This is a genomic window from Salisediminibacterium beveridgei (genome assembly GCF_001721685.1).
GTDB classification, from domain to species: domain Bacteria; phylum Bacillota; class Bacilli; order Bacillales; family Salisediminibacteriaceae; genus Salisediminibacterium; species Salisediminibacterium beveridgei.
This window is the reverse complement of sequence record NZ_CP012502.1, coordinates 524,066-549,155: the sequence shown is the minus strand read 5'-3', so window position 1 is coordinate 549,155 and position 25,090 is coordinate 524,066. Positions and strand designations below refer to the sequence as shown.

General features: G+C 50.6%; 20 protein-coding genes and 1 pseudogene. 6 read left to right on the top strand and 15 right to left on the bottom strand.

Annotated elements, in window-relative coordinates; translation table 11 throughout:
* Positions 1-12: 12 nt before the first annotated feature.
* Positions 13-855: a sugar phosphate isomerase/epimerase family protein gene (locus BBEV_RS02330; RefSeq protein WP_069363998.1), complete on the bottom strand. Its 843-nt coding sequence runs from the start codon at positions 853-855 to the stop codon at positions 13-15.
* A 196-nt stretch (positions 856-1,051) separates the two neighbouring features.
* Here BBEV_RS02330 and BBEV_RS02325 point away from each other — a divergent pair, with 196 nt between their 5' ends.
* Positions 1,052-1,546 (top strand): DinB family protein, encoded by a 495-nt coding sequence (locus BBEV_RS02325; protein WP_069363997.1) that lies wholly within the window; start codon positions 1,052-1,054, stop codon positions 1,544-1,546.
* A gap of 295 nt (positions 1,547-1,841) precedes the next feature.
* On the opposite strand, the gene BBEV_RS02320 is transcribed toward BBEV_RS02325, so the two are convergent.
* Positions 1,842-2,807, bottom strand: coding sequence for an acetylxylan esterase (locus tag BBEV_RS02320; protein ID WP_069363996.1), 966 nt, complete (start codon positions 2,805-2,807; stop codon positions 1,842-1,844).
* Positions 2,808-2,913: 106 nt separating this feature from the next.
* Positions 2,914-3,663: a formate dehydrogenase accessory sulfurtransferase FdhD gene (gene fdhD / locus BBEV_RS02315; RefSeq protein ID WP_069363995.1), complete on the bottom strand. Its 750-nt coding sequence runs from the start codon at positions 3,661-3,663 to the stop codon at positions 2,914-2,916.
* A 270-nt stretch (positions 3,664-3,933) separates the two neighbouring features.
* Between fdhD and BBEV_RS02310 the strand changes: the two genes are divergently transcribed.
* Both BBEV_RS02310 and BBEV_RS02305 read left to right on the top strand, forming a co-directional pair.
* Positions 3,934-4,419: a competence protein ComK gene (locus BBEV_RS02310; protein ID WP_069363994.1), complete on the top strand. Its 486-nt coding sequence runs from the start codon at positions 3,934-3,936 to the stop codon at positions 4,417-4,419.
* Positions 4,420-4,487: 68 nt separating this feature from the next.
* The gene (locus tag BBEV_RS02305; RefSeq protein WP_069363993.1) at positions 4,488-5,456 is read left to right on the top strand and encodes a bile acid:sodium symporter family protein; all 969 of its coding nucleotides are present in this window, start codon (positions 4,488-4,490) and stop codon (positions 5,454-5,456) included.
* Positions 5,457-5,486: 30 nt separating this feature from the next.
* On the opposite strand, the pseudogene BBEV_RS02300 reads toward BBEV_RS02305, so the two are convergent.
* A pseudogene (locus tag BBEV_RS02300) lies at positions 5,487-7,692 on the bottom strand (glycoside hydrolase family 3 C-terminal domain-containing protein).
* 314 nt (positions 7,693-8,006) lie between these two features.
* Positions 8,007-8,549 (bottom strand): hypothetical protein, encoded by a 543-nt coding sequence (locus BBEV_RS02295; protein ID WP_069363992.1) that lies wholly within the window; start codon positions 8,547-8,549, stop codon positions 8,007-8,009.
* Positions 8,550-8,773: 224 nt separating this feature from the next.
* Here BBEV_RS02295 and BBEV_RS02290 point away from each other — a divergent pair, with 224 nt between their 5' ends.
* Together BBEV_RS02290 and BBEV_RS02285 are read left to right on the top strand one after the other, a co-directional pair.
* On the top strand, positions 8,774-10,846 hold the full coding sequence (locus BBEV_RS02290) for a sensor histidine kinase (RefSeq protein WP_069363991.1): 2,073 nt from the start codon (positions 8,774-8,776) through the stop codon (positions 10,844-10,846).
* On the top strand, positions 10,839-11,459 hold the full coding sequence (locus tag BBEV_RS02285; protein ID WP_069363990.1) for a response regulator transcription factor: 621 nt from the start codon (positions 10,839-10,841) through the stop codon (positions 11,457-11,459). The genes BBEV_RS02290 and BBEV_RS02285 overlap by 8 nt, the downstream gene beginning before the upstream one ends.
* Positions 11,460-11,475: 16 nt before the next feature.
* Here the strand turns inward: BBEV_RS02285 and BBEV_RS02280 are convergent, their stop codons facing one another.
* Entirely contained in the window at positions 11,476-12,120 is a 645-nt protein-coding gene (locus tag BBEV_RS02280; protein ID WP_069363989.1) for a hypothetical protein, read from the bottom strand.
* 210 nt (positions 12,121-12,330) lie between these two features.
* On the opposite strand from BBEV_RS02280, the gene BBEV_RS02275 reads away from it, so the two are divergent.
* Entirely contained in the window at positions 12,331-13,920 is a 1,590-nt protein-coding gene (locus BBEV_RS02275) for an L-lactate permease (protein WP_069363988.1), read from the top strand.
* 97 nt (positions 13,921-14,017) lie between these two features.
* Here BBEV_RS02275 and BBEV_RS02270 read toward each other — a convergent pair whose 3' ends face one another.
* The 9 genes from BBEV_RS02270 to BBEV_RS02230 all read right to left on the bottom strand — a co-directional run bounded on the left by BBEV_RS02270 (position 14,018) and on the right by BBEV_RS02230 (position 25,084).
* Entirely contained in the window at positions 14,018-15,463 is a 1,446-nt protein-coding gene (locus BBEV_RS02270; protein ID WP_069363987.1) for an NADP-dependent glyceraldehyde-3-phosphate dehydrogenase, read from the bottom strand.
* Positions 15,464-15,681: 218 nt separating this feature from the next.
* Complete coding sequence (locus BBEV_RS02265) at positions 15,682-16,230, bottom strand: glutathione peroxidase (protein ID WP_069363986.1); 549 nt, start codon at positions 16,228-16,230, stop codon at positions 15,682-15,684.
* 249 nt (positions 16,231-16,479) lie between these two features.
* Positions 16,480-17,907 (bottom strand): NAD-dependent succinate-semialdehyde dehydrogenase, encoded by a 1,428-nt coding sequence (locus BBEV_RS02260; RefSeq protein ID WP_069366565.1) that lies wholly within the window; start codon positions 17,905-17,907, stop codon positions 16,480-16,482.
* Between the two features lie 7 nt (positions 17,908-17,914).
* Positions 17,915-18,316 (bottom strand): carboxymuconolactone decarboxylase family protein, encoded by a 402-nt coding sequence (locus tag BBEV_RS02255; RefSeq protein WP_069363985.1) that lies wholly within the window; start codon positions 18,314-18,316, stop codon positions 17,915-17,917.
* A gap of 23 nt (positions 18,317-18,339) precedes the next feature.
* On the bottom strand, positions 18,340-19,845 hold the full coding sequence (tcuA, locus tag BBEV_RS02250; RefSeq protein ID WP_069363984.1) for an FAD-dependent tricarballylate dehydrogenase TcuA: 1,506 nt from the start codon (positions 19,843-19,845) through the stop codon (positions 18,340-18,342).
* A 296-nt stretch (positions 19,846-20,141) separates the two neighbouring features.
* Positions 20,142-21,056, bottom strand: a complete 915-nt coding sequence (locus tag BBEV_RS02245) for a U32 family peptidase (RefSeq protein WP_069363983.1) — start codon at positions 21,054-21,056, stop codon at positions 20,142-20,144.
* On the bottom strand, positions 21,056-22,417 hold the full coding sequence (locus tag BBEV_RS02240; protein WP_069363982.1) for an MmgE/PrpD family protein: 1,362 nt from the start codon (positions 22,415-22,417) through the stop codon (positions 21,056-21,058). The genes BBEV_RS02245 and BBEV_RS02240 overlap by 1 nt, the downstream gene beginning before the upstream one ends.
* A 42-nt stretch (positions 22,418-22,459) precedes the next feature.
* Positions 22,460-23,839 (bottom strand): SLC13 family permease, encoded by a 1,380-nt coding sequence (locus BBEV_RS02235; protein WP_069363981.1) that lies wholly within the window; start codon positions 23,837-23,839, stop codon positions 22,460-22,462.
* A gap of 36 nt (positions 23,840-23,875) precedes the next feature.
* A complete protein-coding gene (locus BBEV_RS02230) occupies positions 23,876-25,084 on the bottom strand; it encodes a threonine synthase (RefSeq protein WP_069363980.1) in 1,209 nt (402 codons plus the stop codon).
* Positions 25,085-25,090 lie beyond the last annotated feature (6 nt).

Here is a 25,090-nt window from a genome sequence, read left to right as displayed (position 1 = left end):
TCATTCCTTTTTCTATTCATCTAGTGTGATACCTTTTTCTTTTGCCACCTTCCGGATGAAGGCAGCGCCATTGACATAGCTCGATTCATGCTCGTAGTGCTCAAGCATCAATGGCAGATCTGGATTTCCGAGTTGATGGAGTTCCTTCAGTAAAACGGGGTAATTCAGTCCACCAAGCCCTGGTTCCACTTCGTCCAGATGAACCGTCAGTTTCCCGGAAAGGGCAATGTCTTTTACATGGACGTTCACAATCAGATGCCCCAGGCGTTTGACGAAATCCCGAATGATGTCTGCATTATGATAAAAAGCCCGGGGTGACGTCAGCATATTCACCGGATCAAAATGCACCGCAAAAGCGTCCCGGTCAATCGCTTTCACCAAAGCCTCATAGCTGTCCGTTCCGTCGGGAATCATCCACGGCAGCATCTCCAGTGCATATTTCGTCTTCACCGGCTTGACGTCGTCGATGATTTCCCGGACGGTATCGACAACGAGCGCGAAGGTATCCTTGTGAAAATGATCCGGATGAGGACCATCAAAGTCTTCACTGAGGCTGCCCGCAATATTCACACAGCAGACCGCCCTCATTTTCTCAGCCAGTTCCAGCTGGCCTTTACAATGAGAGATTGCCGCTTTTTGAATCCGGTCATCGGGGCTGATCGGATTGCTCCAGGCGCCCACTTCAGAGATCAAAATGTCATTTGTTTTAGCTGCCTGCCGGAATGCAACGATTTCAATGTCACTCGACGCTGCATCCACCGGACAAACCGACGTCCGGTACCCGAAACGCTTAACCTCCTGAATCCATTTTTCAGGAGTTGAAACATCCTTGAACAGTTTTCCGCCTATCCGCATCTTCACACCACACCTTTCCATTCCCGTAGCTTTCGTCTGTTATCCAAGTTGTTCTCTTTATACCATGAATTCTCCTGCCTGATTTCACCGGGAGTACAAAATCGTTGAAAAATCCAGACAGTTTCGATATGTTAAGAGTGGAATTGATCAAGGGTTTACTACAGTATTTTTTCAAAAGAAAAGGGGAGGATTTTGAATGTATCGCAGAATCAATGATTTCCGGCTCGACTGGCTGGCATCGGTCAACAAGGCGGAACAAGTCATCGACACCATCACAGATGAGACGATGGATCAGGCCATGGAAGCAGGACACAACACGCTGGGGTCACTTGCCTGGCACTTAACCCAATCCGCTTTTGGCATCGGCCGCATGCTTGAAGTACCGGTTAAACCGCCGGCAGCAGAAGAACAGCCAAAAACCGCAGAAGAGCTGTTGGCACATTACCATAACACTGCAGAATCCCTTGAACTGGGGATCCTCCAGCACGTCAAGGACGATATGCTCGAAGACCGGGTACATTTTGCAGGTGAAGAGATGGCCAAAGGGCAGCTGTTACGGATGATCATCGATCACCAGACGCATCACATCGGACAGATGACCGTTCTCCTTCGTCAGGCAGGCCTGAAGGTGCCCGGCATTATGGGACCGACAAAAGAAGATATCGAAGCAAAACGCGCTCAAAGTCATTAACGCATCTAAAGACAAAATCCGAATCAACGTGATTCGGATTTTTTATACTTCAGGAAAGCGTTCCTTCTTTATGGTCCCTGCGTCTTATTCAGGGATTAACAGACGTTTCCACTAAGAGCACTCAACGCATCCGTGCAACCGAGTGATTTTTGACGGTACTCGTTCTTGATGCAAGTAAGCCGGAATAAGACATGACTTGTATGCTCTGCCACATTCTTGTCGAAGCGAAGGTGCATGTCTGTTTTCAATGACCTTTGCTCATCGACTTCACACGCTATGTCGCAAGCAGCCGGATTCAATCATCCTTCATCAGAAATTGCAGGATGCGATCCTGCAGGCCCGGAAGTTGTTCATGGGCATAGTCGGGGTAGATCAGCACATCTTTTTTTGATGCAATCCGGTTATATGCTGCGAATTGGGTGGATGGCGGGCAAATCGTATCGATCAATCCGGTTGCCATCAGCACCCTCCCCTGGATGCGGGATGCCAAGTACTGCACATCGATATAGCCCAGTCGAGTGAAAATCTCATCTTCCCGCTCATGGAGCGGGTCGAAAAAGCGGAAGAAGCGACGGATTTCCTCATACGCTCCAATATCCAGATCCATCTCCCACACCCGTTTGTAATCCGTCAAAAACGGATAGACCGGTGCAAGTTTTGTTATTCTTGGTTCCAAAGCCGCACATGCCAGGGTCAAACCGCCTCCCTGGGACCAGCCCGTCGCAGTGAGTTCTGTGACCTGAAACTGCGGATCATCGAGTAGAATCCCTGCCAGCTGAGCAGCATCCAGAAAAATATGACGAAAGAGCAGGTTGTCCTCGTGATCCTCGAGTCCACGAATGATCTGCCCGCGAATGGTCGGACCTTTGACCCCGCCCGTGTCCTCGGAGCGCCCACCCTGTCCCCGAACGTCCATCGCCGCATAGCTCATCCCGGCCGCTGCGTAGGCAAGCTTCGGCAGCCAATCACCGTTATTCATTTGATAGCCGTGAAAATCAATCACCGCTTTATGCCGCTTCGGATCGATCTTGTTTGGACGCACGTATTTCACAGAAATCCGCGCCCCTCTGACCCCTGTGAACGTCAATTCATAACAGGTCGCAAACGGCACCTGAAAATCGCTCTTCTCCAATGTCACCGCAGCATCCACTTGACGCATTTCTTCAAGGGCCCGTTCCCAGTAGGCATCGAAATCCACAGGCACCGGATTTCGACCCTTGTACGTTTTCAGTTCTTCAAGCGGCATATCCACAACCGGCATAACCTGTCACCTTCTTCATGATTTTTGTCTGTGTATCTCATCCTGGATCGCCGGTCATCTGCCGTCAACAGCAGTGCTCGATTCATGCCGCTGAACAAGAAGCGAATTAATGCGTTTCCTGTTTCAGGTCATGGGTCACTCGTCCGTGCCCCGTGCAGACTTCTGCGTGACGCCCGCGCATATACGCCACCACTTCGACGCCAAGATAGTTTGCCACCTGCACCGCCTGAAGCGTCGGTGTGGTTCTTGAACCGATAACCCCGATCCCGAATTTCGCTGTTTTTGCCAGCATTTCATACGAGATTCTGCCGGACGTTAATAAGATCAGATCTTCCGCACGGAGATCATGTCTGACTGCATAGCCCAGTACTTTATCGACGGCATTATGCCGCCCGATATCTTCATAGACAACCATGTCACCCCCGTGACCATAGAGACAGGCCCCGTGCATACCGCCCGTTGCATCGTAAAGCGGTGTTCTTTTCCCGAACTCCGCCATTTGTTTCAGCATCGCCCTCAGTGTCGTTACAGCGTTTGACCTGACTTTCGGAAATTCCCTCACGTCGGACATGGAGAAAAAGGTAACCCCTTTCCCACAGCCTGCTGTGTAATGCTTCTTCCGATCGGAAAACATCCAGTCTTCCCGCTCATCGGAGACTTCCACATCAATCCGCCCTTGATCTTCATTAACACGAAGATGCTCCAGATCATCCATGCCATCAATCAGCCCTTCACTGTATAAGTAGCCAATTGCCCAGTCCTCCATACCCGTTAATGATAATTGAAATGTAGCCAGTTCCCGGCCATTCACGATCAGTTGTACGGGGTATTCGTCCGGAAAAGATTTACGGTCCATCACGCATCACTCCGTTTCTGTATTCCTTTCAGTATACCAAATCTTTACGATTTATTCGTTAACATCCTTAAAGCTTTCACGTCTTGCTTCCATTCGACAAAGTTTATATGTGAATATATTCACATATAAACCATTATTCACAAAATTGACATCCGGATTTTATTAATCAATCTTGTTTTTTTGCATTAACCATTCAATAATAAGAATGGATAAATGTAAAATTATGATTAATTATGATAATACATCACAATTGAACGGAGACTATGACCCATGAACCAGCAGTTAGCCATTCAGTCATCCTACACTATCACGACGGACACACTCACTTTGGAACCACTCAACACCTTAACAACCGCCACGCTTGTCCGGGAGAAACATCAGTCCCTGATTGTCGATCAGCCCGTCATCACGATCCTTTCCTCCAACTGCGAATTAGACGGTTCCACGATGTTGTTGCGAAAAAAACTGATGCAATTCTGCATGAATCAAGCCATTAAAAAAATCCCCGTCGTCGTCAATGTCAAAGACGGCCTCGTCATGATGCCAACCACATCCATTTCATCGCGGGACTGCTGCTGGATTTCCTTGAACCGGATCAGGAAATGTTATCCAGTTCCGCGCCAAAAAGAAACGCTGGTATTATTCAAATGTAATGAGCATACTACGATACCGGTCAGTGTCACGCAGTTCACCGCCAATCTGAAGCGTGCCGACAAAGCCTTCCATCAGTTTCTCAAGCATTCGAGTCATCACTGAATCCTTTTTTTGTGATAAGATCGCAGGTGAAGCATCAAAACCGCACATGAAGAAAGAGGTCCTCGACGATGAACATGCTCAATCAATGGCTCAATCGCCACATCCCCTGGCTGACACCGGCAGTCCTGGTGATCGGAATCCTCTTGCATCAGCAAATGGCAACATTTCAATTTCTCATCCCGGGACTGTTTGTCATCATCACGTTTCTCAGTTCCCTGCATGTGCGACTCGCCGACATTCGCCATGCCGTCACGCACCCGTTGCCCTTACTCGTCGCTTTGACCGTGATCAATCTGATCATGCCTGTCCTGGCATTGATTACGGCTACCCTGATGTTTCCAGACCATGAAGCCTATCTGCTCGGTACGGTCTTTGCATTTTTGATTCCCACGGCTGTGGTCAGCGTCATCTGGGTGACGATAAACCGGGGAAATGTGGCATTGGTTCTGTTCATCATTTTGATCAACACCCTGCTCGTTCCTCTTTATCTGCCGGGATTTCTGTATCTGTTTCTCGACATCTCCGTCACCATTTCCTATGCCGATCTGGCCGGGGGACTCTTTTTGATGCTTGTGATCCCATCCATCATGGGGGTATTGACCGGTCATTTTTGGAGAGGTCACGTCTCAGCTCGTGTGAACGGAATTCAACTGGGTACAAAAATGGCGTTCTTCGCCATTATCATGATCAACGGCTCACTGGTGGCCCCGTTCATTTACGATTTCGACCGTCAGCTTGCCCTGGTGATCATGAGTGTGCTCGGACTGTCCATCATTGCTTATGGCATCGGCTATCTTGGTGGGCAATTGACCAGATTAGGTGAAGCGGACTTCACGGCCGTCTTTTTTTCTTCAGGCATGCGAAACATCGGTGCAGGCTCCGGGCTTGCCGCCATTTTCTTTCCGCCTGCCGTTGTATTGCCGGTGATTGTGGGCACCCTCTTCCAGCAAATTCTCGCCGCACAGATGAGCCGGGTCTTGCAAAAGCGAAAGCAACCCGGTCAGACCGTCAACAAGCCCGTTCAGCAGGATGACTGAACGGGCCCTTTGTATTCATCAGTATGTTTGTTATTGCCGGGAAGTGCGGTTTAATTCGCGGATCATCTCCTGCAGCATGTCTTCTGTGATAGTACCTTGGCTGAAATTCGCCAATGCACGCAGGGGCATATACTGCATCATCGCTTTCGCCATGTCATCGAGTCCTTCGACCTCTTCCATGTCACTGATCGGATGATGCTCATTGATTCGTGCCAACAGTACCTCTGCCTGTTCGTTGAGCAACGGGTCCGCCAGCAGATCCCCAACCGTCGTGTTCCGTGTCACCTTGAGGCCTGAACGCGGACGGTCATCCGCTACCTCCACCTCTTTCACCAGAAGACTCTTTTCGGCATTCTGAGCAATCATCACCTGATAGGAGCCGCCTTCCACATACCAGCCTTTTAAGGTTTGATCATAGTAGGCAAAGGCCCTTTGATCCAATGTTAAGGTCACCGTTTTCTCCTCGCCGGGCTCAAGGAATATTTTTGTAAAACCTTTCAGTTCCTTCGGCGCGCGGATCAGCGCGGATTCAGGTTTCGCCACATAGAGCTGAACCACTTCTTTTCCGGCTTGATCACCTGTGTTTGTCACCGTTACCGTTACCGTCAAGTCCTCCTCGCCCGAAATGAGCTTTTCATGACTGAGTGCCAAATCCCGATAGGCAAATGACGTATAGCTCAGACCAAACCCGAAAGGGAACAGCGGCTTCAGCTGCTTTTGATCATAGTACCGGTACCCGACAAACAGCCCTTCCCGGTAATGCACTTCATCCCCTTCACATGGGAAATTCAAATAAGATGGATTGTCACTAAGCTTGACAGGAAAGGTCTCTGTCAGCCTTCCGGATGGATTCACCCGCCCCATGAGAAGATCAGCCACGGGACCCGCCATGCCCTGGCCACCGAGGTAGGCTTCAAGCACAGCCGGAACGTCAGACAGCCATGGCATGACAACCGGTGAACCGTTACTGAGGACCACAGCGGTCATCGGCTGATGCTGGGTGACCGCTGTGATCAACTCCGTCTGATTGCCGGGCAAATCCATGTGCGTGCGGTCAAACCCTTCCGATTCATAGCGGTCCGGGAGCCCGGCCATGACAATGACATAATCTGCTTCCTGCGCCGCCTCGATTGCTTCTTGTTGTAAAGTCTCATCCGATTCATCCTTGTCCAGTTCAAAGCCTTGCGCATACGTCACCTTGGACACGCCGGCATCACTCTCCAATTCACGGAGGAGATCATCCACTTGTGTCGGGTTAATATGCGAACTGCCTCCTCCCTGAAAACGAGGCTTCTTTGCAAAGGGGCCAATGACAGCAAGGGTCATGCCTTGCGGGACGGGCAGAATTTCGCCGTCATTTTTAAGCAGAACCATGCTGTCACCAGATGAGATCAACCAGGCGTTTTGCCGCACGGTCTAACGATGCCTCATCCAGTTCTCCTGTCTCGAGCGCTTCTTCAATTCGTGCTGCCCCGAGTCCAAAGCTCGCCGGCATTTCCAGATCCAGCCCCGCACTCAGACCTGCCGCACGGTCATTCACCGCTCCCCAATCCGATACGACCACCCCGTTAAATCCCCACTCATCCCGAAGAATGGCAGTCAATAATTCCTGATGTTCCGCTGCAAACGTTCCGTTCACTTTGTTGTATGAACACATCACGGTCCAGGGCTCAGCCGCTTTCACAGCTCTTTCGAAACCGGATAAGTAAATTTCCCGCAGTGTACGTTCATCGACGATGGCATCCGTCGTCATTCGACGGTGTTCCTGATTGTTGACAGCGAAGTGTTTGATGGATGTCCCCACCCCTTCTGACTGCACACCAGACACATGTGCCGTCGCCATCTCACCGGTCAGAAACGGATCCTCGGAAAAATATTCGAAATTCCGTCCACACAAAGGCGATCGTTTGATGTTCATCGCCGGACCCAGCAGGACGGATACCCGTTCAGCTTTTGCTTCTCTTGCAATCGCACCGCTGACTTTCCTGATCATGTCCCGGTCCCACGAGCTTGCCAGGGTGACCCCGGATGGGAAACAAGTGGCCGGCACACTGCCGCTCAAACCAAGGTGATCGGCTTTTTCTGCCTGTTTTCTGAGACCATGCGGACCATCAGCCACCATGATCTGTAAGAGACCCAGTCGTTCAACGGATTCCAATCGCCAGAAATCCGCCCCGGAACAAAGCTTCACTTTTTCTTCCCTCGTTAACGCGTTCACGATCTCTTCCGTGTTCAAAAATACCCCTCCTTGAAAATCCGCTTTTAAAAGCTTAGATTGCTCATCAGTCCGGTGGTTGTTGCATGGTCACTTCACCGCAAAAAGCTTGACTGCTTCCGTGAATGAAATCTCTTTCCTAAACTCATCATACCACCTCTTGAACAAAAAGATAAAACCAAAGTCAGCCGGATATTTTGCCAAGCAGGTCTCGAAAGCCTCCCTTGCCTTTTTACGTCATTCCTTCACCAAGCTTAAACACCCCTCTCACGCACAAAAAAACACTGCCCTCCCTGTAAAGAGGACAGTGGTAATTCAACGAAGTAGATGATCAGTCAGCGGCTCTCTGTCTCACAATCCCGGTGAAATGCCGTCCGGATCTGATTCACCATATCCTGTACGGAATCGCCGATGCACGCGCCAGCCAGTCGATTGGCCACATGACGCTTTGTTTCTTCTTTCATACCATAGTACGCATCTGTCACATCCAGCTGTAAAATAGCCGCCACATCACGTTGCTCGATCATCTCACGGATCGTGCGAGGATCGTCCGCTTCCTGAATGCGGTCGATCAGCTGACCGAGCTGAACCTGCCGATTCACTTCTGACTGAAACGCCTTCGCAATCAGCGCAGCACTTTCGACCGGTCGATCCACATCATACTCTGCAATCAGCGCTTTCGCGACAGCCATTTGGCTGTCTTCATCAATGGTCGAAAAATCTCCGAGCAGTTCAAATCCGAGAAGGTCGGATACGACCGGGTCCTCAATGAGGTTACGCATGTCTGACACACTCTCCGTCTGATTGACCAGGGCAACTGCCTCCGATAACATCACGTCGATGTTGCACAACTGTCCATTCGATCCTGTTTCTACCATCATTTGACACCCCTTTGTATTTTCCTTTATTCGACCTGGTCTGAACAGCTCATTTCGACAAATTTCTTCTGAATATTCATAATATACCATCTATCCGACGTCGTGCCTATTAACTAAAGTTAATAAACATAAAGATGGTAGTGTAAACTTCCTGCTCCAGATGGTTGCAAATTCACCTGAAGAAAGAGAAAATAGGAATATCACAGGGACGGCGGAGGGATCGTATGCAACAATTGATTCGGATAGGTATTTTCTTTTTTTTACTTCTATCGGGGATTATGTCCAGTGGCTTACATACATCGGCTGATGATTCAAGCCTCACCGTCATGGACATGTCCGAGTCGTCCCTTTATGAGGACGGTCTTCGTTCACTCGACGGGGAGTGGGGCTTTTATTGGGAAACCTTCCTGGATCCTGGCGAACCGTTACCCGATCCGGATGCTCTTATTCAAGTACCTGCTGAATGGACCAGTCTTCAGCTCGATGGCAGCCCCCTCCCGCATCACGGGTATGCCACATACCATATCAGGCTGCAATTGCACGAGGAAGATCTCAATCACAGCCTCGCGATATACATGGCGAACGTCTCTACAGCCTATGACCTCTTCATTAACGGCGAAGCTCACGGCGGACAAGGTGTCACTGCGGATAACCGCGAAGATATGGAACCTGAGAATTTTTCAACAGTCTATTTCTTTGATGCAGACACGCCTGAAGTGGATGTCGTCATTCATGTGTCCGATTATTACCAACGCAGCGCAGGAATCTGGGAGTCCGTCCGTATCGGAACTGCCAGTGATATCGTCGCAGAGCGGGAGTCAAATACCCTGATTCAGATGTTCATACTCGGCGGCATCTTCCTCATTGGACTGTACCATCTGATTCTCTTTTTGATCCGTTCCAAAGATCCCGGTCCTTTGTATTTCAGCATCCTCTGTTTCAGCATCGGCATACGCACCCTGCTCCTCAGAGATACGCTGATGTTCAGCCTGATGCCCTGGATCTCCTGGTCCCTTGCGGTGAACCTGGAATACATATCCGCCCTGATGTCACTGATCTTCATCCTGCTGTTTCTCCGTTCCCAATTGCCGGATGATTTGCCAAAGCGGGTGGTCGTGATCGCCGTTTCCCTGATTGGCTCATACCTTGTGTTCGTTGCCGTCACACCAACCTGGATTTTCAGGGAAACCAACTATGTCCTTTACGTTCTGGCGATTTTCGCCACGGCGCTGGCTGTTTATTATACAGTCGTCGCACTCGTCCGACGGCGCGACGGTGCGATGCTGTATGGTGCCGGTATGCTCGTTTTGTTCATCGCGGTGGCAAACGACGTCCTTTACTATGCCCATGTGCTGGAAACCGACGGCTACGTCGCTGCAGGCTTATTATTCTTTCTGTTTATTCAATCGATCCAGCTGTCCCGAAAATATGCCCGCTCTTTTAACCGGGCTGAAGGACTGTCTGCCGAGCTTCATGAAATGAACGAGCAACTCGAGACCAGAGTAAAAGAGCGGACTGCTGAGTTAAAACAGGCCAATAATCACCTGCAGAAAATGGAACGCTCCCGTAGACAGCTCTTTGCGAGCATTTCTCATGAATTAAATACGCCGCTGACATTCATCCAGGGCTACATCAAAGCGATGATTGACGGCGTCATTGATCGCGATGATTCCAAATATCTCCGTTCAATTTACACAGACACCACAATGATGTCTGCGATGATCCGTGATCTGCAGGATTTATCGAAACTTGAATCCGACCAGGTCAGTTTTGATTATCAGACCGTTGATGGCCTGGATTTCTTTACCGACGTCATCCAGGAACAGTCCTGGATGATCGAAAAGAAAAACAACACCACGATCATCACTGAAAACGAACTCGATCATAATCACAAGTGGCTGATCAATGTCGATCCCGTTCGTATTAAACAAGTCTTCTCCAATCTCGTATTAAATGCCATCAAGCACGCTTCCAAAGGGAAAGAGATCGTCATTCGACTCACTTCTGTGAAGCGGGCCGATGGCTGCCACGCTCTTCAGGTCTGTGTAAAGGATTTCGGGGAAGGGATTCCGAAAGAAGACATCCCCTTTGTGTTCGACCGGTTCTATAAACTCGAAAAAGATGAAATCAATGACAGCCGTGGAGCAGGGCTTGGGCTTGCGATTGCAAAGGAAATCGTGGAACTTCATGACGGGGAGATCTCCGTAGAAAGTGAACTCGGTGAGGGCAGTGTATTCTCATTCAGACTTCCAATTGATCAGGTAACAAAAAGTGAAGGAGGGGAACATTATGGCTAAAGGAAAAATCCTCGTCATTGATGACGAACAGAAAATCCGTGATTTATTGCGGCTCTATCTCCTGCAGAATCATTACGAACCCCGCACTGCCAAAAGTGGGCAGGAGGGGCTCGAAGTCCTGAAGACCTTTGATGCCGATTTAGTCGTCCTCGATATCCGGATGCCTGGCATGGATGGTTTTGAGGTTTGCCGGCAGATCAGAGAGACAAACAGCGTGCCGATTATTTATCTGAGTGCGTATCAGGATTCCGATGCAATCATCTCAGGTCTTGAGACCGGTGGGGATGATTATTTAACAAAGCCTTTTGATCCGAATGTTCTGATCGCAAGGATCAGTGCCCTGTTAAGACGCTCCAACTCTCGTCGCAACGGGTTTGCAGCCCAGTCCGGTGAAGATGATAAACCTGTTCATTCGCTGGTCGATCCTTTGAGTGATCAGGAGCTGCGCATGCTTGAACTGATCGAAAAAGGCTACACCAATAAAGAAGTCGCCGGGATTCTCAACTTGAAAGAAAGCAGTGTCAAAGTATACAACAGCATCATCTTTCAAAAACTCCAGGTCCGGAACCGGACGGAAGCCATTGTCCGCGCGAAAGAAGCGAATATTCTCTGACTTTTCCCTGGTTATCTTATTGACTGGATTTGTCTTCCCTCACCTTTTCCGCCACTTCTTTTGCAAATGTCCCCAGTTCGTCTTGCTCATACGCCTTGACGACCTGCGGGAACGAACAGGTCAACGCGTGGCGGATCCAGTCGTTGTCAAAATTGGCCTGTTTTAACTGCTCTTTCAGTTTCACAGCTGAAGCGACCGCCGCCTCAGTGACCTGGCTGTTGAAACGTAACACATCTTCCTCACTTCCTTCTGCGACTTCACCGATCCGCCGAAAACACTGAGCCACCTCCGGATAAGCTTGCCACTCTTGTGAAACAAACAAACCATTCCCCTCTTGTTCCAATGCTTTTGCATGGCCTGCGAGCTTGATGCCCATCCAGCAAAAGGCAGGGTGATGTTTCCTCAATTCGGCCGTTCTGTCTTTCGTGGACAGATTGATCAGTACAGGAAGATCCGCTCCGTTTTCACTCCCTCTTTGAAGCATCTCCACCAGTTCACCGGCTTTTCCTGCCGGTAAAGCGAGCAGTACATAATCCGTTTCAGCAAGCTGGTGCAGATCAACCACTTGCATGTTGGCCATACCGGCCACCTTTGTTCTCGCTTTTTCAATAGCCGGGTGGTATACCTTTACCGGCATGTCAGTTGCTTCAAATCGTTGCATGAGAGCGCCTCCTAATTTTCCAATCCCAGCTATTCCCCATGTCGCCATCAGATAGAACCCCTTTCTCGAAGATCGGTTTGTACAATAATACAATGTACGCATGCTCACCTGTTGAACCGCTGTTCCGATTCCTTTATACTGTATTTTAGCAAATTTTTATATTTAACAGTATCTAAACCTGTTTAACCCACCAAAAGGAGCGTTTACATCATGTTATTTCTCACAGCAATCAGCGCCATCCTCTTACCTTTTTTATTCCTTGTCATCCTCAGGATGTCAGCCAAACGCGGCATGCTTTACAGTGCGATCATTTTCATTCTTCTATCCTATTTTATATGGGGAATGGAACTTTTGCCATTAACCGCATCCATTTTTGAAGGCTTTCACCGGGCATTGACCATTCTGTTCATCCTGATCGGTGCGATCGTCCTGCTCAACACATTGCGTGAAACCGGCGCCGTCGACCGGATCAATGAAGGTTTCCGGAATATTTCTTCGGATATGCGGGTCCAGGTCATCATCGTTGCCTTTCTCTTCGGGGGACTGATTGAAGGGGCTGCCGGATTCGGAACACCTGCAGCCGTTACCGGACCATTGATGGTCGCGCTCGGTTTTACCCCCCTCGCTGCAGCAACTACCGCACTGATTGCTGACAGTACCTCGGTCTCGTTCGGCGCGGTCGGCACACCGGTGATCGTCGGTTTGAGCAATATCGAAGGCGCAGGGGCCGAGATGTTTCAGCAAGTTGCGATCAAGATTACGATGATGGATATTCTCGTTGGTTCGTTAGTTCCTTTCGTGCTGATTATTGTATTAACCCTCTCCTTCGGTAAAGAAAAAAGCCTTTCGTCCATGGTGTCCATGCTGCCCTGGTCCCTCCTGGTCGGTTTCACGTATACGCTGTCTGCCTTCCTCTACGCCTCCTTATTCGGACCGGAATTTGTGGCTATTCTGGCTTCCCTTACAGGCCTCGGTGTGGCAACCGTGACCGCTAAGAAAAATGTCTTCTTGCCAAAAGAACCTTGGCAGGATGCATTGAAAGAGGGCTTTACGGTCAAAGAAAAGAAATCCGACCTGAGTCTGCTTTCCGCATGGAGCCCTTATGTCATTGTGATTGTCCTGCTTCTGGCGACACGGATCATCGAACCGGTGCAGCAATTCACACAGACCGCGATCGACCTGAGCTGGGCCAACATATTCGGCGTTGAAGGGGTCACGTCCAACTGGGAATTACTTTACTCTCCGGGTGCTGTTCTGCTCCTGGCCGCACTGATTTCCGTCTTTACGCAGCGTAAAACCCTAGGTCATTTTACAAAAGCCGCCAAGGATTCCATGGGCACGGTTTCCGGAGCAGCCCTCGCACTGCTTCCAACCCTCGCACTGGTGCAGGTGTTCAGTAACTCCGGATTGAATGCCAGTGACTTGGCATCGATGCCTCAGCACATCGCCACTGTGATGGCAGGGTCATTAGGCGGTATCTGGCTGTTTGTTGCACCGTACCTTGGCCTTTTGGGATCCTTTATAACCGGCAGTGCCACCGTATCCGTTCTGACCTTTTCCCCGATCCAGTACAGTGCTGCCATGGACACGGGGCTGAATACGAACCTGATTCTGGCACAGCAAACCGCCGGATCTGCCGCAGGGAATATGATCTGTGTGCATAACGTCGTAGCCGCCGCCGCGGTTGTCGGCATGGTCGGAAAAGAAGGGGATATCATCCGCAAGACCCTCTTGCCTGCCCTCTTGTATGCACTCCTGATCGGAGTCGCCGGCACACTTGTGGCAGTGTTTATCTTGTAACTTTCAGAACTTAAACAGTCCGATGAAGTATGAGAAGAACCTCCAGTCTGAGATGAGACTGGAGGTTCGTTCGTTTCTCTATGATTGTCGGTGCGTCTTACAAATTCAACACGATCACCTTATCCCGAAGCATGGAATCAATACTCCGGCCAATGCCTTGAACGCCCTGTCCGGAATTTTTCACGCCGAGAAATGGGAAATGGTCCGGTCCGCGGGACGTCTTGCCGTTAATTTGCACGGTTCCGACATTCATCCGTTCAGCCAGTGTGAATGCTTTTTCCATGTCTTTTGTAAAGATACTCGCCTGCAGGCCGTAGGCATTGCGCTTTTCCAGATCGACTGCCTCGAGTTCATTCGCTACGCGCATGATGGGCAGCACCGGTCCAAACTGCTCTTCCCAGGCAATCTCCATGTCCTCTGTGACATGATCAAGGACCACAGGAGACAGGAGATTCTGATCGTTTTGGCCTTCGTGTACGATCGTTGCCCCTTTCTTCACGGCATCTTCAATCAAGCCGGTCACATAGTCTGCAGATTTCTGATCAATCATCGGAATAATATCCACTTCTTCTGTGGAGTAGCCGACAGAGAGTGCCGCGACATGTTCCCGGATCTTTTCGACCAGCTCATCTGCCGCTTGCTCTGTCACCATCACGCGTTTAATCGCGGTACATCGTTGACCGGAGTAACTGAAAGCTCCGGATACGATTTCTTTTGCGGCTTTCTTCAAATCGGCATCCTCGAGCACAATGGCCGGATCTTTCCCGCCAAGTTCAAGGACGACCGGAATCATCGATGCTTTTTTCGCAATGTGCTGCCCGGTTGCAGTCCCTCCGGTGAACGTAATCATGTCGAGTTTCGGATGCGTCACGACGTAATCACCGATCACGGATCCGCGTCCGGTGACGACGTTCAGGACACCTTTTGGAAGCCCCGCTTTGACCAGTGCATCAATCATCATCAGACCACTGACTGCTCCTTGTGTTGCCGGTTTAAAGACCACCGTATTACCCGTTACCAGTGCCGGTGCAATTTTTGATGCTGCCAGGTTCACCGGGTAGTTGAACGGTGAGATCGCGAGAATGACGCCATGCGGCACTTTTTGCACCATCGCCTTCGTCGAGCGCGACGCTCCAGGGAACGCGTCTCCTTGAATGAAACTGCCGTGCGTCCGAAGCCCCTCTTCCGCGGTATGGCGAATCAGCTGTGCGGTTCGTTTCACTTCACTTTTTGCTGATGCGAACGTTTTTCCGACTTCCTTTTGGATCATGGCGCCGATCTTATCGGCTACCTGATCCAATTCATCTGCCCAGCGGTGCAGAAGGTCCGAGCGTTCATGCACCTCCGTCGCTGCCCAGTTCTCCTGAACATCCGCCGCCAGGTTGACTGCCTGATTGACTTCCTCCCGGGACATGGCCGGAACCTGTCCGACCTGTACACCGTTATCCGGGGAATGGATGGGCACCGTTTCTCCGGTTTTACTTTCCAGCCACTCGTTATTGATTAAAAATGGATGTGTTGTATGATCGTGTTTTACCGTCATGCTGATCACTCCGTTTCGATAGAATTGATGTTTCAATGAACGCTTCAAATTACCATCACAGAAGCATTGTAAACTAGCTAAACATGTGAAAACTCTTACATACAACCGATATGCTCACCCTTAGATTTGACGATGTAGATTTGACGATGGAAAAAAAGAACGGACCGCATCAGAGAGCATGCGGTCCAGTCGAATGGCGTTATCTTCTTTCTGTTCAGTTACAGAAGTTCGGTAATCGCCTCTTCCATTTCATTTGCCGGCGTCTCCGGTTCAAAGCGGCGAACCACATGCCCCTCACGATCCACAAGGAATTTGGTGAAATTCCATTTGATATCATTTCCAGTGACAAGATGCGGGTATTTGTCTTTCACCATCTGTTTTAACATGCGTCCCGTGATGTTCGATGCATCGAAGCCTTGAAAGGGTTGCGCCTCTTTCAAAAAAGCATACAGCGGGTGCGGTTTTGGGTCGTTTACACGGATCTTGTCCATCATGGGAAACGTGACGCCATAGTCTTTCCTGCACAAGGCTTCTGCCTCTGAACCTGTTCCCGGCTCCTGCTGTTCAAATTGATTGCATGGAAAGCCGAGTATGACGAAATCATTTTCCTGGTAGGTTTGAAACAGCTTTTCGAGCTCCTCAAACTGCGGTGTCAAACCACACTTGCTGGCTGTATTGACAATCAGGATGACCTTTCCTTGAAAATCAGCCATGCTCCGGATTACACCGTTATTTTGTAAGATGTCGAAACCGTAAAGGTTACTCATTGGTCTTCCTCCTCATCATGCCTCCCTTAAGTATACGCTCCATAGAACAAATAATAAATGTTTAATTATTGTATGATTTTTGCATAATCATTATCGATCATGTCAACTGGATGCAATGATCAAATCAAGAATGACTATGGATCAATTCAACGTGCATGTCACTCAAATGCCAAGTCTCGACATGTTTTTTCATCTCCTGCTAAAAAATCAAGCTCCAGATGCACGCTGCACCCGGAGCTTGAGAACCAATCAGATCCGCATTTTCATATATTTCGTTTCCAGATAGGCTTCGATCCCTTCGATCCCGCCTTCGCGGCCCATTCCGCTCTCTTTCATGCCGCCAAAAGGCACCTGAGCCATGGAAGGAGCGCCGTCGTTCCAGCCGATGATTCCGAATTCCAGTCCTTCCCCGATATGCATACCCCGGGCCATGTGTTCCGTGAAGAAATAGGCCGCCAGGCCAAATCGGGAATTGTTGGCCAGTCTCACTGCTTCCTCATCTGTATCAAACAGTTGAATCGGAGCCACCGGACCAAACGTTTCTTCTTTCATGATGATCATGTCTTCATTCACGCCGGAGAGCACAGTCGGTTCGAAAAAATAAACCTCATCTTCTGTAGTGCCTTTACCACCGGCAACGACTTCCGCACCTTTGGTGACGGCATCCTCGACGTGTTGGGCAATTTTATCGTAGCTGGCCTTCTCGATCACCGGCCCAATATCAACACCTTCCTCCATACCGTTACCGACCCTCAGTGCTCTTACTTTTTCAGCAAATGCTTCCGTAAAAACATCGGCGATCCCTCTTTGAACATAAATTCGGTTACCACAGATGCAGGTCTGTCCGGCATTCCTGAACTTGGATGCAATCACACCGTCCACTGCCAAATCCACATCCGCATCATCACAAATGATAATCGGCGCATGTCCACCAAGCTCCAAAGATAGATTCTGCATCGTTTCAGCACTTTGCTTCATGAGCGTCTTCCCGACCTCCGTCGATCCGGTGAAGGTCAGTTTCCTCACCTTGGTGTTTGACGTCATCTCACTGCCGATGGCGGAAGACTTACCGACAATCAGGTTCAGTACTCCCTTAGGAACCCCTGCCTCTTCCGCATATTCCACCATTTTGATCGCTGTGAGCGGTGTCAGATTCGCCGGTTTGCCTACGAAAGTACAGCCTGACGCCAAAGCCGGTGCCACTTTCCTGGCAATCATTGCAGCCGGGAAATTCCACGGTGTAATGGACGCCACGACCCCGATCGGCTGCTTCATGACCAGCGCCCGGCTGTTTTCCTGCGCAGAAGGAACAATACGTCCGTAAATCCGTCTGGCTTCTTCTGCGAACCATTTAATAAACGACGCCGAATAAAGAATTTCCCCTTTAGCTTCAGCAAACGGCTTTCCCATTTCTTTCGTCAAAATCTCCGCAATCTCTTCCTGATTCTCCACCAGCAGATCATGCCAGCGCATGAGTATCTTTCCGCGGTCTTCCGCAGTCCGTTTGCGCCAGGCTGGAAATGCCTGATCGGCAGCGTCAATCGCCCGCTTCGTTTCCACCTGACCGCCAAAGGCCGCCGTTCCAACCCGTTCTCCTGTTGCCGGATTTAAGACATCGATCCGCTCACCGCTGTCTGCCTCCTGCCATTCGCCGTTAATATACAACTTGCCATCCATATCATCTTCACGCCCTTCCTGATGATCCATCTGTCTCTTGTTCCCACTCTGCGAGGACTTCACTGGCATTCCGGAAACTTTCAAGAGCCGCCGGCACACCGCAATATACCGCCGTCTGCAGAAGTACTTCCTTGATTTCTTCAGGCGTGCACCCGTTTGTCAGTGCCCCTTTGACATGCACCTTGAATTCGTGGTTCCGGTTCATCGCCGTTAAGATTGCCAGATTGATGAGGCTCCGGTCCCGGCGGCTGATGCCTTCCCGGGTCCAGATATCTCCCCAGCACCAGGACGTCACCAGTTCCTGAATTTCCTTATTGAACTCTGACACATTGGCCATGGACCTTGCCACATGTTCCGCGCCGAGAACGTCTTTTCTGACATTCAAGCCTTTCTCAAAACGATCTGTCATCCTGTTCCCTCCTTCATCGATCCTTACACTTGGGTGGAATCATTTTTCGCGAACGCTGCGGCAGCTTTTCCTGCCAGACGGCCGTATACAGCTCCGGACATCAACCCGGATGCACCAGGGTAATTATGGTAAAAGAGACCGCCGACCATTTCCCCTGCCGCATAAAGTCCCTCGATGGGTTTACGCTGATCATCGAGTACCTCACCATGTTGACTGACCAGCACCCCGCCGAAATTAAACGTGATCCCGCAGGTGACCGGAAAAGCATAGAAAGGACCTTCCTTCAGTTCCTGCGCCCAGTTGCTCTTCGGAGGGGTAATGCCTTCAGTGTGTTTGCCGTCTTTTTTCGATGGATCAAAGTCTCCGTCCTGGACTGCGGCATTGTATGCCTTCACCGTTTCGAAGAAATTCTCTTTGGCCACATCCAGCTGATCTGCCAGCTCTTCCAGGGTCTTCGCTTCATATTTCGTCGCTTCATCCAGTTCATATTCCTTACGAAGCAGATGACGAACCTGATGATCAAACACCTGGTACGCCTTGTTCCCCGGCTGTTTCAATACTTCCTTCCCGTACTTGGCGTACGTATAATTCCGGATGTCCGCCCCTTCGTCGACAAAGCGCTTTCCCTCGGTATTGATCATCAAACCATAGGGATAGGAATGCTTCTTGAAAATGTCTCCCGGTTTTTCAAAATCGCCTACCCTGGGCGCGTTGAAATCCGTACTGATGGAGTGGCAATCGCTCCAGTCGCCATGTTTCACGCCACCGGCATCCAACGCCATACTCAGACCATCCCCGGTATTGTATTCCGTTCCCCGGACGATCGCACCGGCCCACTGGCTGCCCATATATGTTCCCCGCATCTCCTTACTGCCTTCGAAACTGCCGCAGGCGAGTATCACACTGTTCGCATGGACCTGTATGGTCTGCCCGTCTTTTTCTACATTCACGCCCGTCACACGTCCCTTCTCCTGGATCACCTCTGTAGCCCGGCTGTTGTACCAGACCGGAACGGACAACCCCTCAAGACGCTTGTTCAAAAAGGCCATCAGGCCAATCCCTTTGTCCACAACCTTCATGGGATTCCCGCCGAAAAAGTGGTACATGCCGTTTTGTTCAAAAGATTGATTGTCATAGTTCATCTCAAAAGCAACACCATTTTCTTTCAGCCAGAGGATGGTATCAAAGGAATTGCTGATGAGATTGCGCACCAGCTCTTCATCACACTTCCCTTCGGTCATGCGATTGAAATCTTCCCAGTAATTCTCTTCCGTATAGGGTTCCACCTGAATCTTAGCTGCTTCCTCCTCTGACATATCCTGTTTCACCAGGCGCAGATCCACCAGTCCGTTGTTAAAAGCAAACCGGATCGCACCGTCTGTGAAAAATGAATTTCCGCCCTTTTTCGCTTCCGGGGCGCGTTCGAGAACCAGCACGTCTGCTCCTTCATTCGCCGCAGCGATCGCCGCACATAACGCAGCATTCCCTGCCCCGACAACCACCGTATCCACACGCACCTCTTCACTCATGTTACCAATCACTCCTTTTGATTTTCTTTTACTTCACATAACGCATCTGCCGTTAGTTTTTTATTTATTGCTTTTTAATATTAATAATGAAAAAGGCATTTCTATCTATCTCATATACCGCAGGGAAGCGTTGGTGGCGACTCCTGGAGGATTAAGCGAAGTCTGAAGATCCACTTTTGCAACGCAAAAGTTAGCTAGTCTTTTTTTGCGACGAGTAACCGCAGGAGCAGAAGACAAGCCCTCAGGAAAGCGTCCACCATAAGCGTACCGAAGGCGGCTTTGTTTCTTTTTTTAAATTAAACCTTCACCGGGATGGCCGGACCGTTTCCCGGTTTACTTTGCACCACATCCGGATAATAACGCCCGATATGCTCCAGGACAACACTCATCTGCTCCACCATACTCGCCCCGTTATCCGCAGACGTCTTCTGACCATGACCCGAAATCATCACATTGCCGGATTTCAAATACATTGGCGAACAGATCCGGATCATATCCGGAGCATCGTAGATTCTCACAAACCCACCGGAACTTTCCGGGTTATCCACATGCACGTCCATCGGCACATCCACTGACTCCCGGATCGCAGTGAGCATCGGCAACGTCAAGTCCCGCACCGGATTGATGGATGTGGCCCCGATCGATTCCAACAGTTGAAACGAAGCGGGGTTGGCCTGTCCGGCATGGGCGGAAATCTTTAACTGCAAGTCTTCCGGCAGTTCACCGGATTTTTTCATCCGGTGAAGCACCCACAATAGCCCTTCATCATATAGCGTAATCCCTCTGGCTCCAAGGGATACCGCCCGTCTCACATCCTCCACCGCGTCCAGCACCTGATCCATGCCCCTTAGGCGGTACCCGATCTGTGCCCCGTGCTTCGATTTTGCCGTCGGACTGATGTCGTAAGGAGCCCGGGGACCAATCGAGAGGTTAATCTCTGTTCCACGCTCCCGGCACAGGTTCAGCATATCCGTCAGTTCTTCGGTACGGTGACGGAAAATCCCGTACGTTTCCGCAATCCGGTTCACGACAATCCCATGCCGGTCCGCCGCTTGAAACACCGCTTCCAGTGCAGCAAGGCTATTCACTGTCGACACCTCGGTCCGAAACTGCGCACCATCAGCAAATCTTCTGTCGGATGTCGCCTGCTCGGGCCGGTCTCTTCCCGGCAGTCCAAGCTTTCGCAGCGATTCATCATGTCCCCGTAACATCAAATCCCTCCCATTCTGCTCATCGCACCAAAATGGCCCATTAACGGGCGGAGCGTGTCGAGTTGTTCTAGTCTCCCAACCGTCTCCACTACGGCACTGATGGCATCTTGCTCCATTCCGGTGCGCATCAGTTCTGTGACCTTTTGCAACAGCTCTTCTTCTGACAATGGCTCTTCCGGCTCACCTTTTGGCAACTCCGCTGTTTTTTCGTGAAGCGTGCCATCTTTCATTTTCACTTCAAGGGTCGCGGTCCGGCTGAAATCACCATAAGGTTCATGGGCCTCTGTGGTGATTTTATTCATCAGTTTCAGGACAGCCGGATCTTCCAGACCGTGCTCATACGCATCGATATTCGCCGTGCGGTTGACGAGTGCCACCGCCACGGCATACGGCGAACTGAGCTGGGCGGCAACCAGCGTGGACGCTGTGGCTTTGCCTGTCTGGGAAAAGTTCCGCTCACTCATTTTGATATTCACCGAGCGGATGCGCTCCACGTCCAGTGACTTCTCCCGCTGCAAATCCAGTGCCGCATCGATCGGGGTATGCGCATAACGACAGGCTGCGTGGCGTTTGATACCGATCCTCTGGATCCGGTAATCCTCACCGAGGCGGTCCGTGAGCATAGCCGGATCCGTTTTGTCAGCCGTTACATTCAAAAACCCGTGACGCCCTTCCAAAATCGTAACCGGTCCCGTCATCCCGCCTTCGGCCAGCTGTGCGGCAAACACACCGTTCCACGCTGCTTTTCCAGGGTGCAGACGCTTGGTCATGCTGCCATCGTTCAGAAACTCAAACAACCCCGCAGCCTGCGTACCAGAGTGCCCCAATGTATATTGAAACTCCTGTTCAGACAGACCGAAGATTTTCGCGGCGGCGATGCCTGCCCCGAAGGTCCCCACCGTGCCCGTTGTATGAAACCCGCGGGTCCTGTGGGAAGGATTCACGGCATCCGCGATTCGCACAGACACCTCATAACCGGCCAGGATCCCTTCCAGGAGCTGCTTTCCTGATGCATTCCGGTCTTCTGCAGCTGCCAGCGCCGCGGAGATGACAGGTGCGCCTGCGTGATAAAACGTGCGACGGTCGGTGTCATCCAGTTCGTAGGCATGGGCCATCACCGCATTCATCAATGCTGCTTGCGGCGGTGGATACGTTCGATTTTCCAGAATCACCGTACAGTTGCCGCCCCCGCCAAGCTGCGGTACCACCTGCCTTAAAATCTCTGCTTCCTCGCTGCACTTCCCGCGTACCGTGGTTGACAGTGTATCCAGAAGCAGCCGTTTTGCCTGCTTCACCACATCTTCAGGTACATCACTCAAATCCAGCTGTTTCACATAACTTGCAATGGTTTTTGAAATCATGACGCCCTCCTTTCCAAGCTTTACACGTGACATGTTTGTCCGTCAGACAAACAGCATCCAATACACCTGGCTCGTAATGACGATAATGACCAGCCAGATCAACGATACGATCGTACCGGTCTTTAACAGATCCTGCTTTGTGAAGTAACCGTACTGATAGCTGAGCATATTGATTGGCGTCTGGGTGATCAGGAAGAACCCCGGTCCGCCTACCAGGAAGATCACCATGGCGACGATGATGGCCGGTACGGTTTCAAGCTGTGTACCGATCATCAACGCAAAAGGGAGCATGATCGTCATGTACCCCAATACATTCAAAAACAACAGCCGGAAAATGATGCCAATCAGGCCGACGATCAATAACAGCAGCCATTCCCATTGAATGACCTCCTGAATGAGCACTACACCCTGGGCCACAACTTCCAGCGCACCACTGTCAATCAGCATCCCCGCCACAGCCAGACTGACAGCGAAAAAGACCAGCATGTCCCAATTGACAGCATCCCTCGCTTCCTGCCAGTTCCAGACTCCGATGTAGGGAAGAACCGTCAGGAGTGCGCCCAACAGCCCGACCATCGGAATGGAAAAGGGGTGAAAAGGATCAAGCATCCACATCAGCAGAATCGTTGCAGAAATCCCAGCCAGCCGGATCTCCGGCATCGTCAGTTTCCCGCGCTCTGCTATCTTGCTCCGGATAAAGCCCATCACCTCAAAACGATCCACTTTCGGCAGCGGATAAACCCACAGCAGGACAAGCCAGAGCATCACCAGATAAATCAATATCGGAGGAATAAAGTACACCATCCACGAGATATAATTCCACTCCAGTGACCCTTCATTGGAGAAAATGCCATACGCGTAAATGCTCGTATTCGTTCCGGTAATGATCAACGCCCCACTCATCGGCACCACGTAGTTCATACCGATCATAAGACCCTTGCCGAAGTTTTTAATCGGATAGAGCTTTTTTAAGTAATCCAGCATCCCGGTAATAATCGTGATGACCAGATTCATCCGCCCGGCGTTTGCCGGAATGAAGAAAGCCAGCACACTCATCATGAAAAACGACACCAGCATCAACAGCGGACCGAATCCCCGGGAGAGCTTGAGGATAAATAATGAAATCCTGAGGGACAGTCCGGTTTTCATGAACGCTCCGGCGATGATGAATGTGGAGAACAACAGCCAGACAATATCCGTCCCGAGAAATCCGGTGGCTTCCTGAAACGTAAAAAAATTCGTTGCCAAGAGAAACAGGATTAACAAAGATGCCACCATCAGCCCGAATATCTGGCTGATCCAGATAATCTGCGTCATCAAGAGCATGATCAGGGCTTCCACGACGATACCCCAATCGTAAAAAGGCCCCAGGAAGACCAGATACAGCATGATCAATACGAAAATGATGACCGGCTTACGCACAGAACCCCCTCCTCTTTGGATGTGCAGGCATTCCCGTTATAAATCATCCTCAGGCTGCAACGTAGGTACATCAGGATCCACGGTTTCCGGGTATTTGATGCCCATGCCTGTATTGAGGCAGAGGACCTGTTCGTGTCTCTCGATCCACCCCTCATGACGAAGTTGTCTCGCTGCGGCAAAGGTCGCTGCTCCTTCCGGACAGATAAACGTCCCTTCCGTTTCAGCAATCATCCGCTGTTCAGCGAGGAGGGTCGGGTCATCGATCGCGATGGCGGTGCCGTTTGTTTCATAAATCGCATCGAGGACCAGAAAGTCGCCGATCGCTTTTGGTACATTGATCCCGAATGCTGCCGTTTTGGACTCCGGCCAAAATTCCGATTCGCTTTCACCCTTTTGAAAAGCGGTGACGATCGGTGCACACTCTTCTGCCTGCACAGCTACAAGCCGGGGCATTTTCGAAGGATCCAAGAGGCCCATCTCCTGAAATTCCTTCAGTGCCTTGTAGATCCCGATGATCCCCACGCCACCTCCCGTCGGATAGAGGATCACGTCCGGCACCTGCCAGTTCAGCTGTTCGGCAATCTCATAGCCCATCGTCTTCTTGCCTTCAATCCGGTATGGTTCTTTTAACGTCGACACGTCAAACCAGTCGTATTTTTTTACGGCCCGGCCGACAATTTTCCCTGCATCACTGATCAAACCATTCACAAGATGCAGATCCGCTCCGCAAATATACGCTTCCTTCCGGGTCACGATCGGCGCATCCACAGGCATCACGATATGGGTTTTGATCCCGGCCCTTGCCGCATACATCGCCCAGGCGGCTCCGGCGTTACCATTCGTCGGCATGGCGATTTCCTCGATGCCCAGTTCATGCGCCATGGACACACCGACTGCGGCACCTCTCGATTTAAACGATCCGCCGGGAATGAGACCTTCGTCTTTCATCAACAGCTGGTCAATCCCAATGTCTTCACCCATCCGGTTCATCGGCAGGATCGGCGTCATCCCTTCCCCGAAGGAGATCTGATTCGCCGGATTTTGGACAGGTAACAGCTCGCTGTACCGCCAAAGGGTCGGCGCTCTCGATGTCAGGGAAGATTTGGATAATGTGTTGGCCGCACGCTTCAGGTCATAAGCCACCAGGAGAGGGGCCCCGCACGTACAAAGCTGATGGGGCTCACCTGACGGGTACCGTTTTTCGCATTTCGGACAGTATAAATCACGTACACAGCTATTTGTCATAAACTC

Bases quoted from the DNA above. Each gene is read 5' to 3' on its own strand.
- BBEV_RS02330 (WP_069363998.1), bottom strand. From the start codon at position 855: ATGCGGATAGGCGGAAAACTGTTCAAGGATGTTTCAACTCCTGAAAAA.
- BBEV_RS02325 (WP_069363997.1), top strand. From the start codon at position 1,052: ATGTATCGCAGAATCAATGATTTCCGGCTCGACTGGCTGGCATCGGTC.
- BBEV_RS02320 (WP_069363996.1), bottom strand. From the start codon at position 2,807: ATGCCGGTTGTGGATATGCCGCTTGAAGAACTGAAAACGTACAAGGGT.
- fdhD (WP_069363995.1), bottom strand. From the start codon at position 3,663: ATGGACCGTAAATCTTTTCCGGACGAATACCCCGTACAACTGATCGTG.
- BBEV_RS02310 (WP_069363994.1), top strand. From the start codon at position 3,934: ATGAACCAGCAGTTAGCCATTCAGTCATCCTACACTATCACGACGGAC.
- BBEV_RS02305 (WP_069363993.1), top strand. From the start codon at position 4,488: ATGAACATGCTCAATCAATGGCTCAATCGCCACATCCCCTGGCTGACA.
- BBEV_RS02295 (WP_069363992.1), bottom strand. From the start codon at position 8,549: ATGGTAGAAACAGGATCGAATGGACAGTTGTGCAACATCGACGTGATG.
- BBEV_RS02290 (WP_069363991.1), top strand. From the start codon at position 8,774: ATGCAACAATTGATTCGGATAGGTATTTTCTTTTTTTTACTTCTATCG.
- BBEV_RS02285 (WP_069363990.1), top strand. From the start codon at position 10,839: ATGGCTAAAGGAAAAATCCTCGTCATTGATGACGAACAGAAAATCCGT.
- BBEV_RS02280 (WP_069363989.1), bottom strand. From the start codon at position 12,120: ATGCAACGATTTGAAGCAACTGACATGCCGGTAAAGGTATACCACCCG.
- BBEV_RS02275 (WP_069363988.1), top strand. From the start codon at position 12,331: ATGTTATTTCTCACAGCAATCAGCGCCATCCTCTTACCTTTTTTATTC.
- BBEV_RS02270 (WP_069363987.1), bottom strand. From the start codon at position 15,463: ATGACGGTAAAACACGATCATACAACACATCCATTTTTAATCAATAAC.
- BBEV_RS02265 (WP_069363986.1), bottom strand. From the start codon at position 16,230: ATGAGTAACCTTTACGGTTTCGACATCTTACAAAATAACGGTGTAATC.
- BBEV_RS02260 (WP_069366565.1), bottom strand. From the start codon at position 17,907: ATGGATGGCAAGTTGTATATTAACGGCGAATGGCAGGAGGCAGACAGC.
- BBEV_RS02255 (WP_069363985.1), bottom strand. From the start codon at position 18,316: ATGACAGATCGTTTTGAGAAAGGCTTGAATGTCAGAAAAGACGTTCTC.
- tcuA (WP_069363984.1), bottom strand. From the start codon at position 19,845: ATGAGTGAAGAGGTGCGTGTGGATACGGTGGTTGTCGGGGCAGGGAAT.
- BBEV_RS02245 (WP_069363983.1), bottom strand. From the start codon at position 21,056: ATGTTACGGGGACATGATGAATCGCTGCGAAAGCTTGGACTGCCGGGA.
- BBEV_RS02240 (WP_069363982.1), bottom strand. From the start codon at position 22,417: ATGATTTCAAAAACCATTGCAAGTTATGTGAAACAGCTGGATTTGAGT.
- BBEV_RS02230 (WP_069363980.1), bottom strand. From the start codon at position 25,084: ATGACAAATAGCTGTGTACGTGATTTATACTGTCCGAAATGCGAAAAA.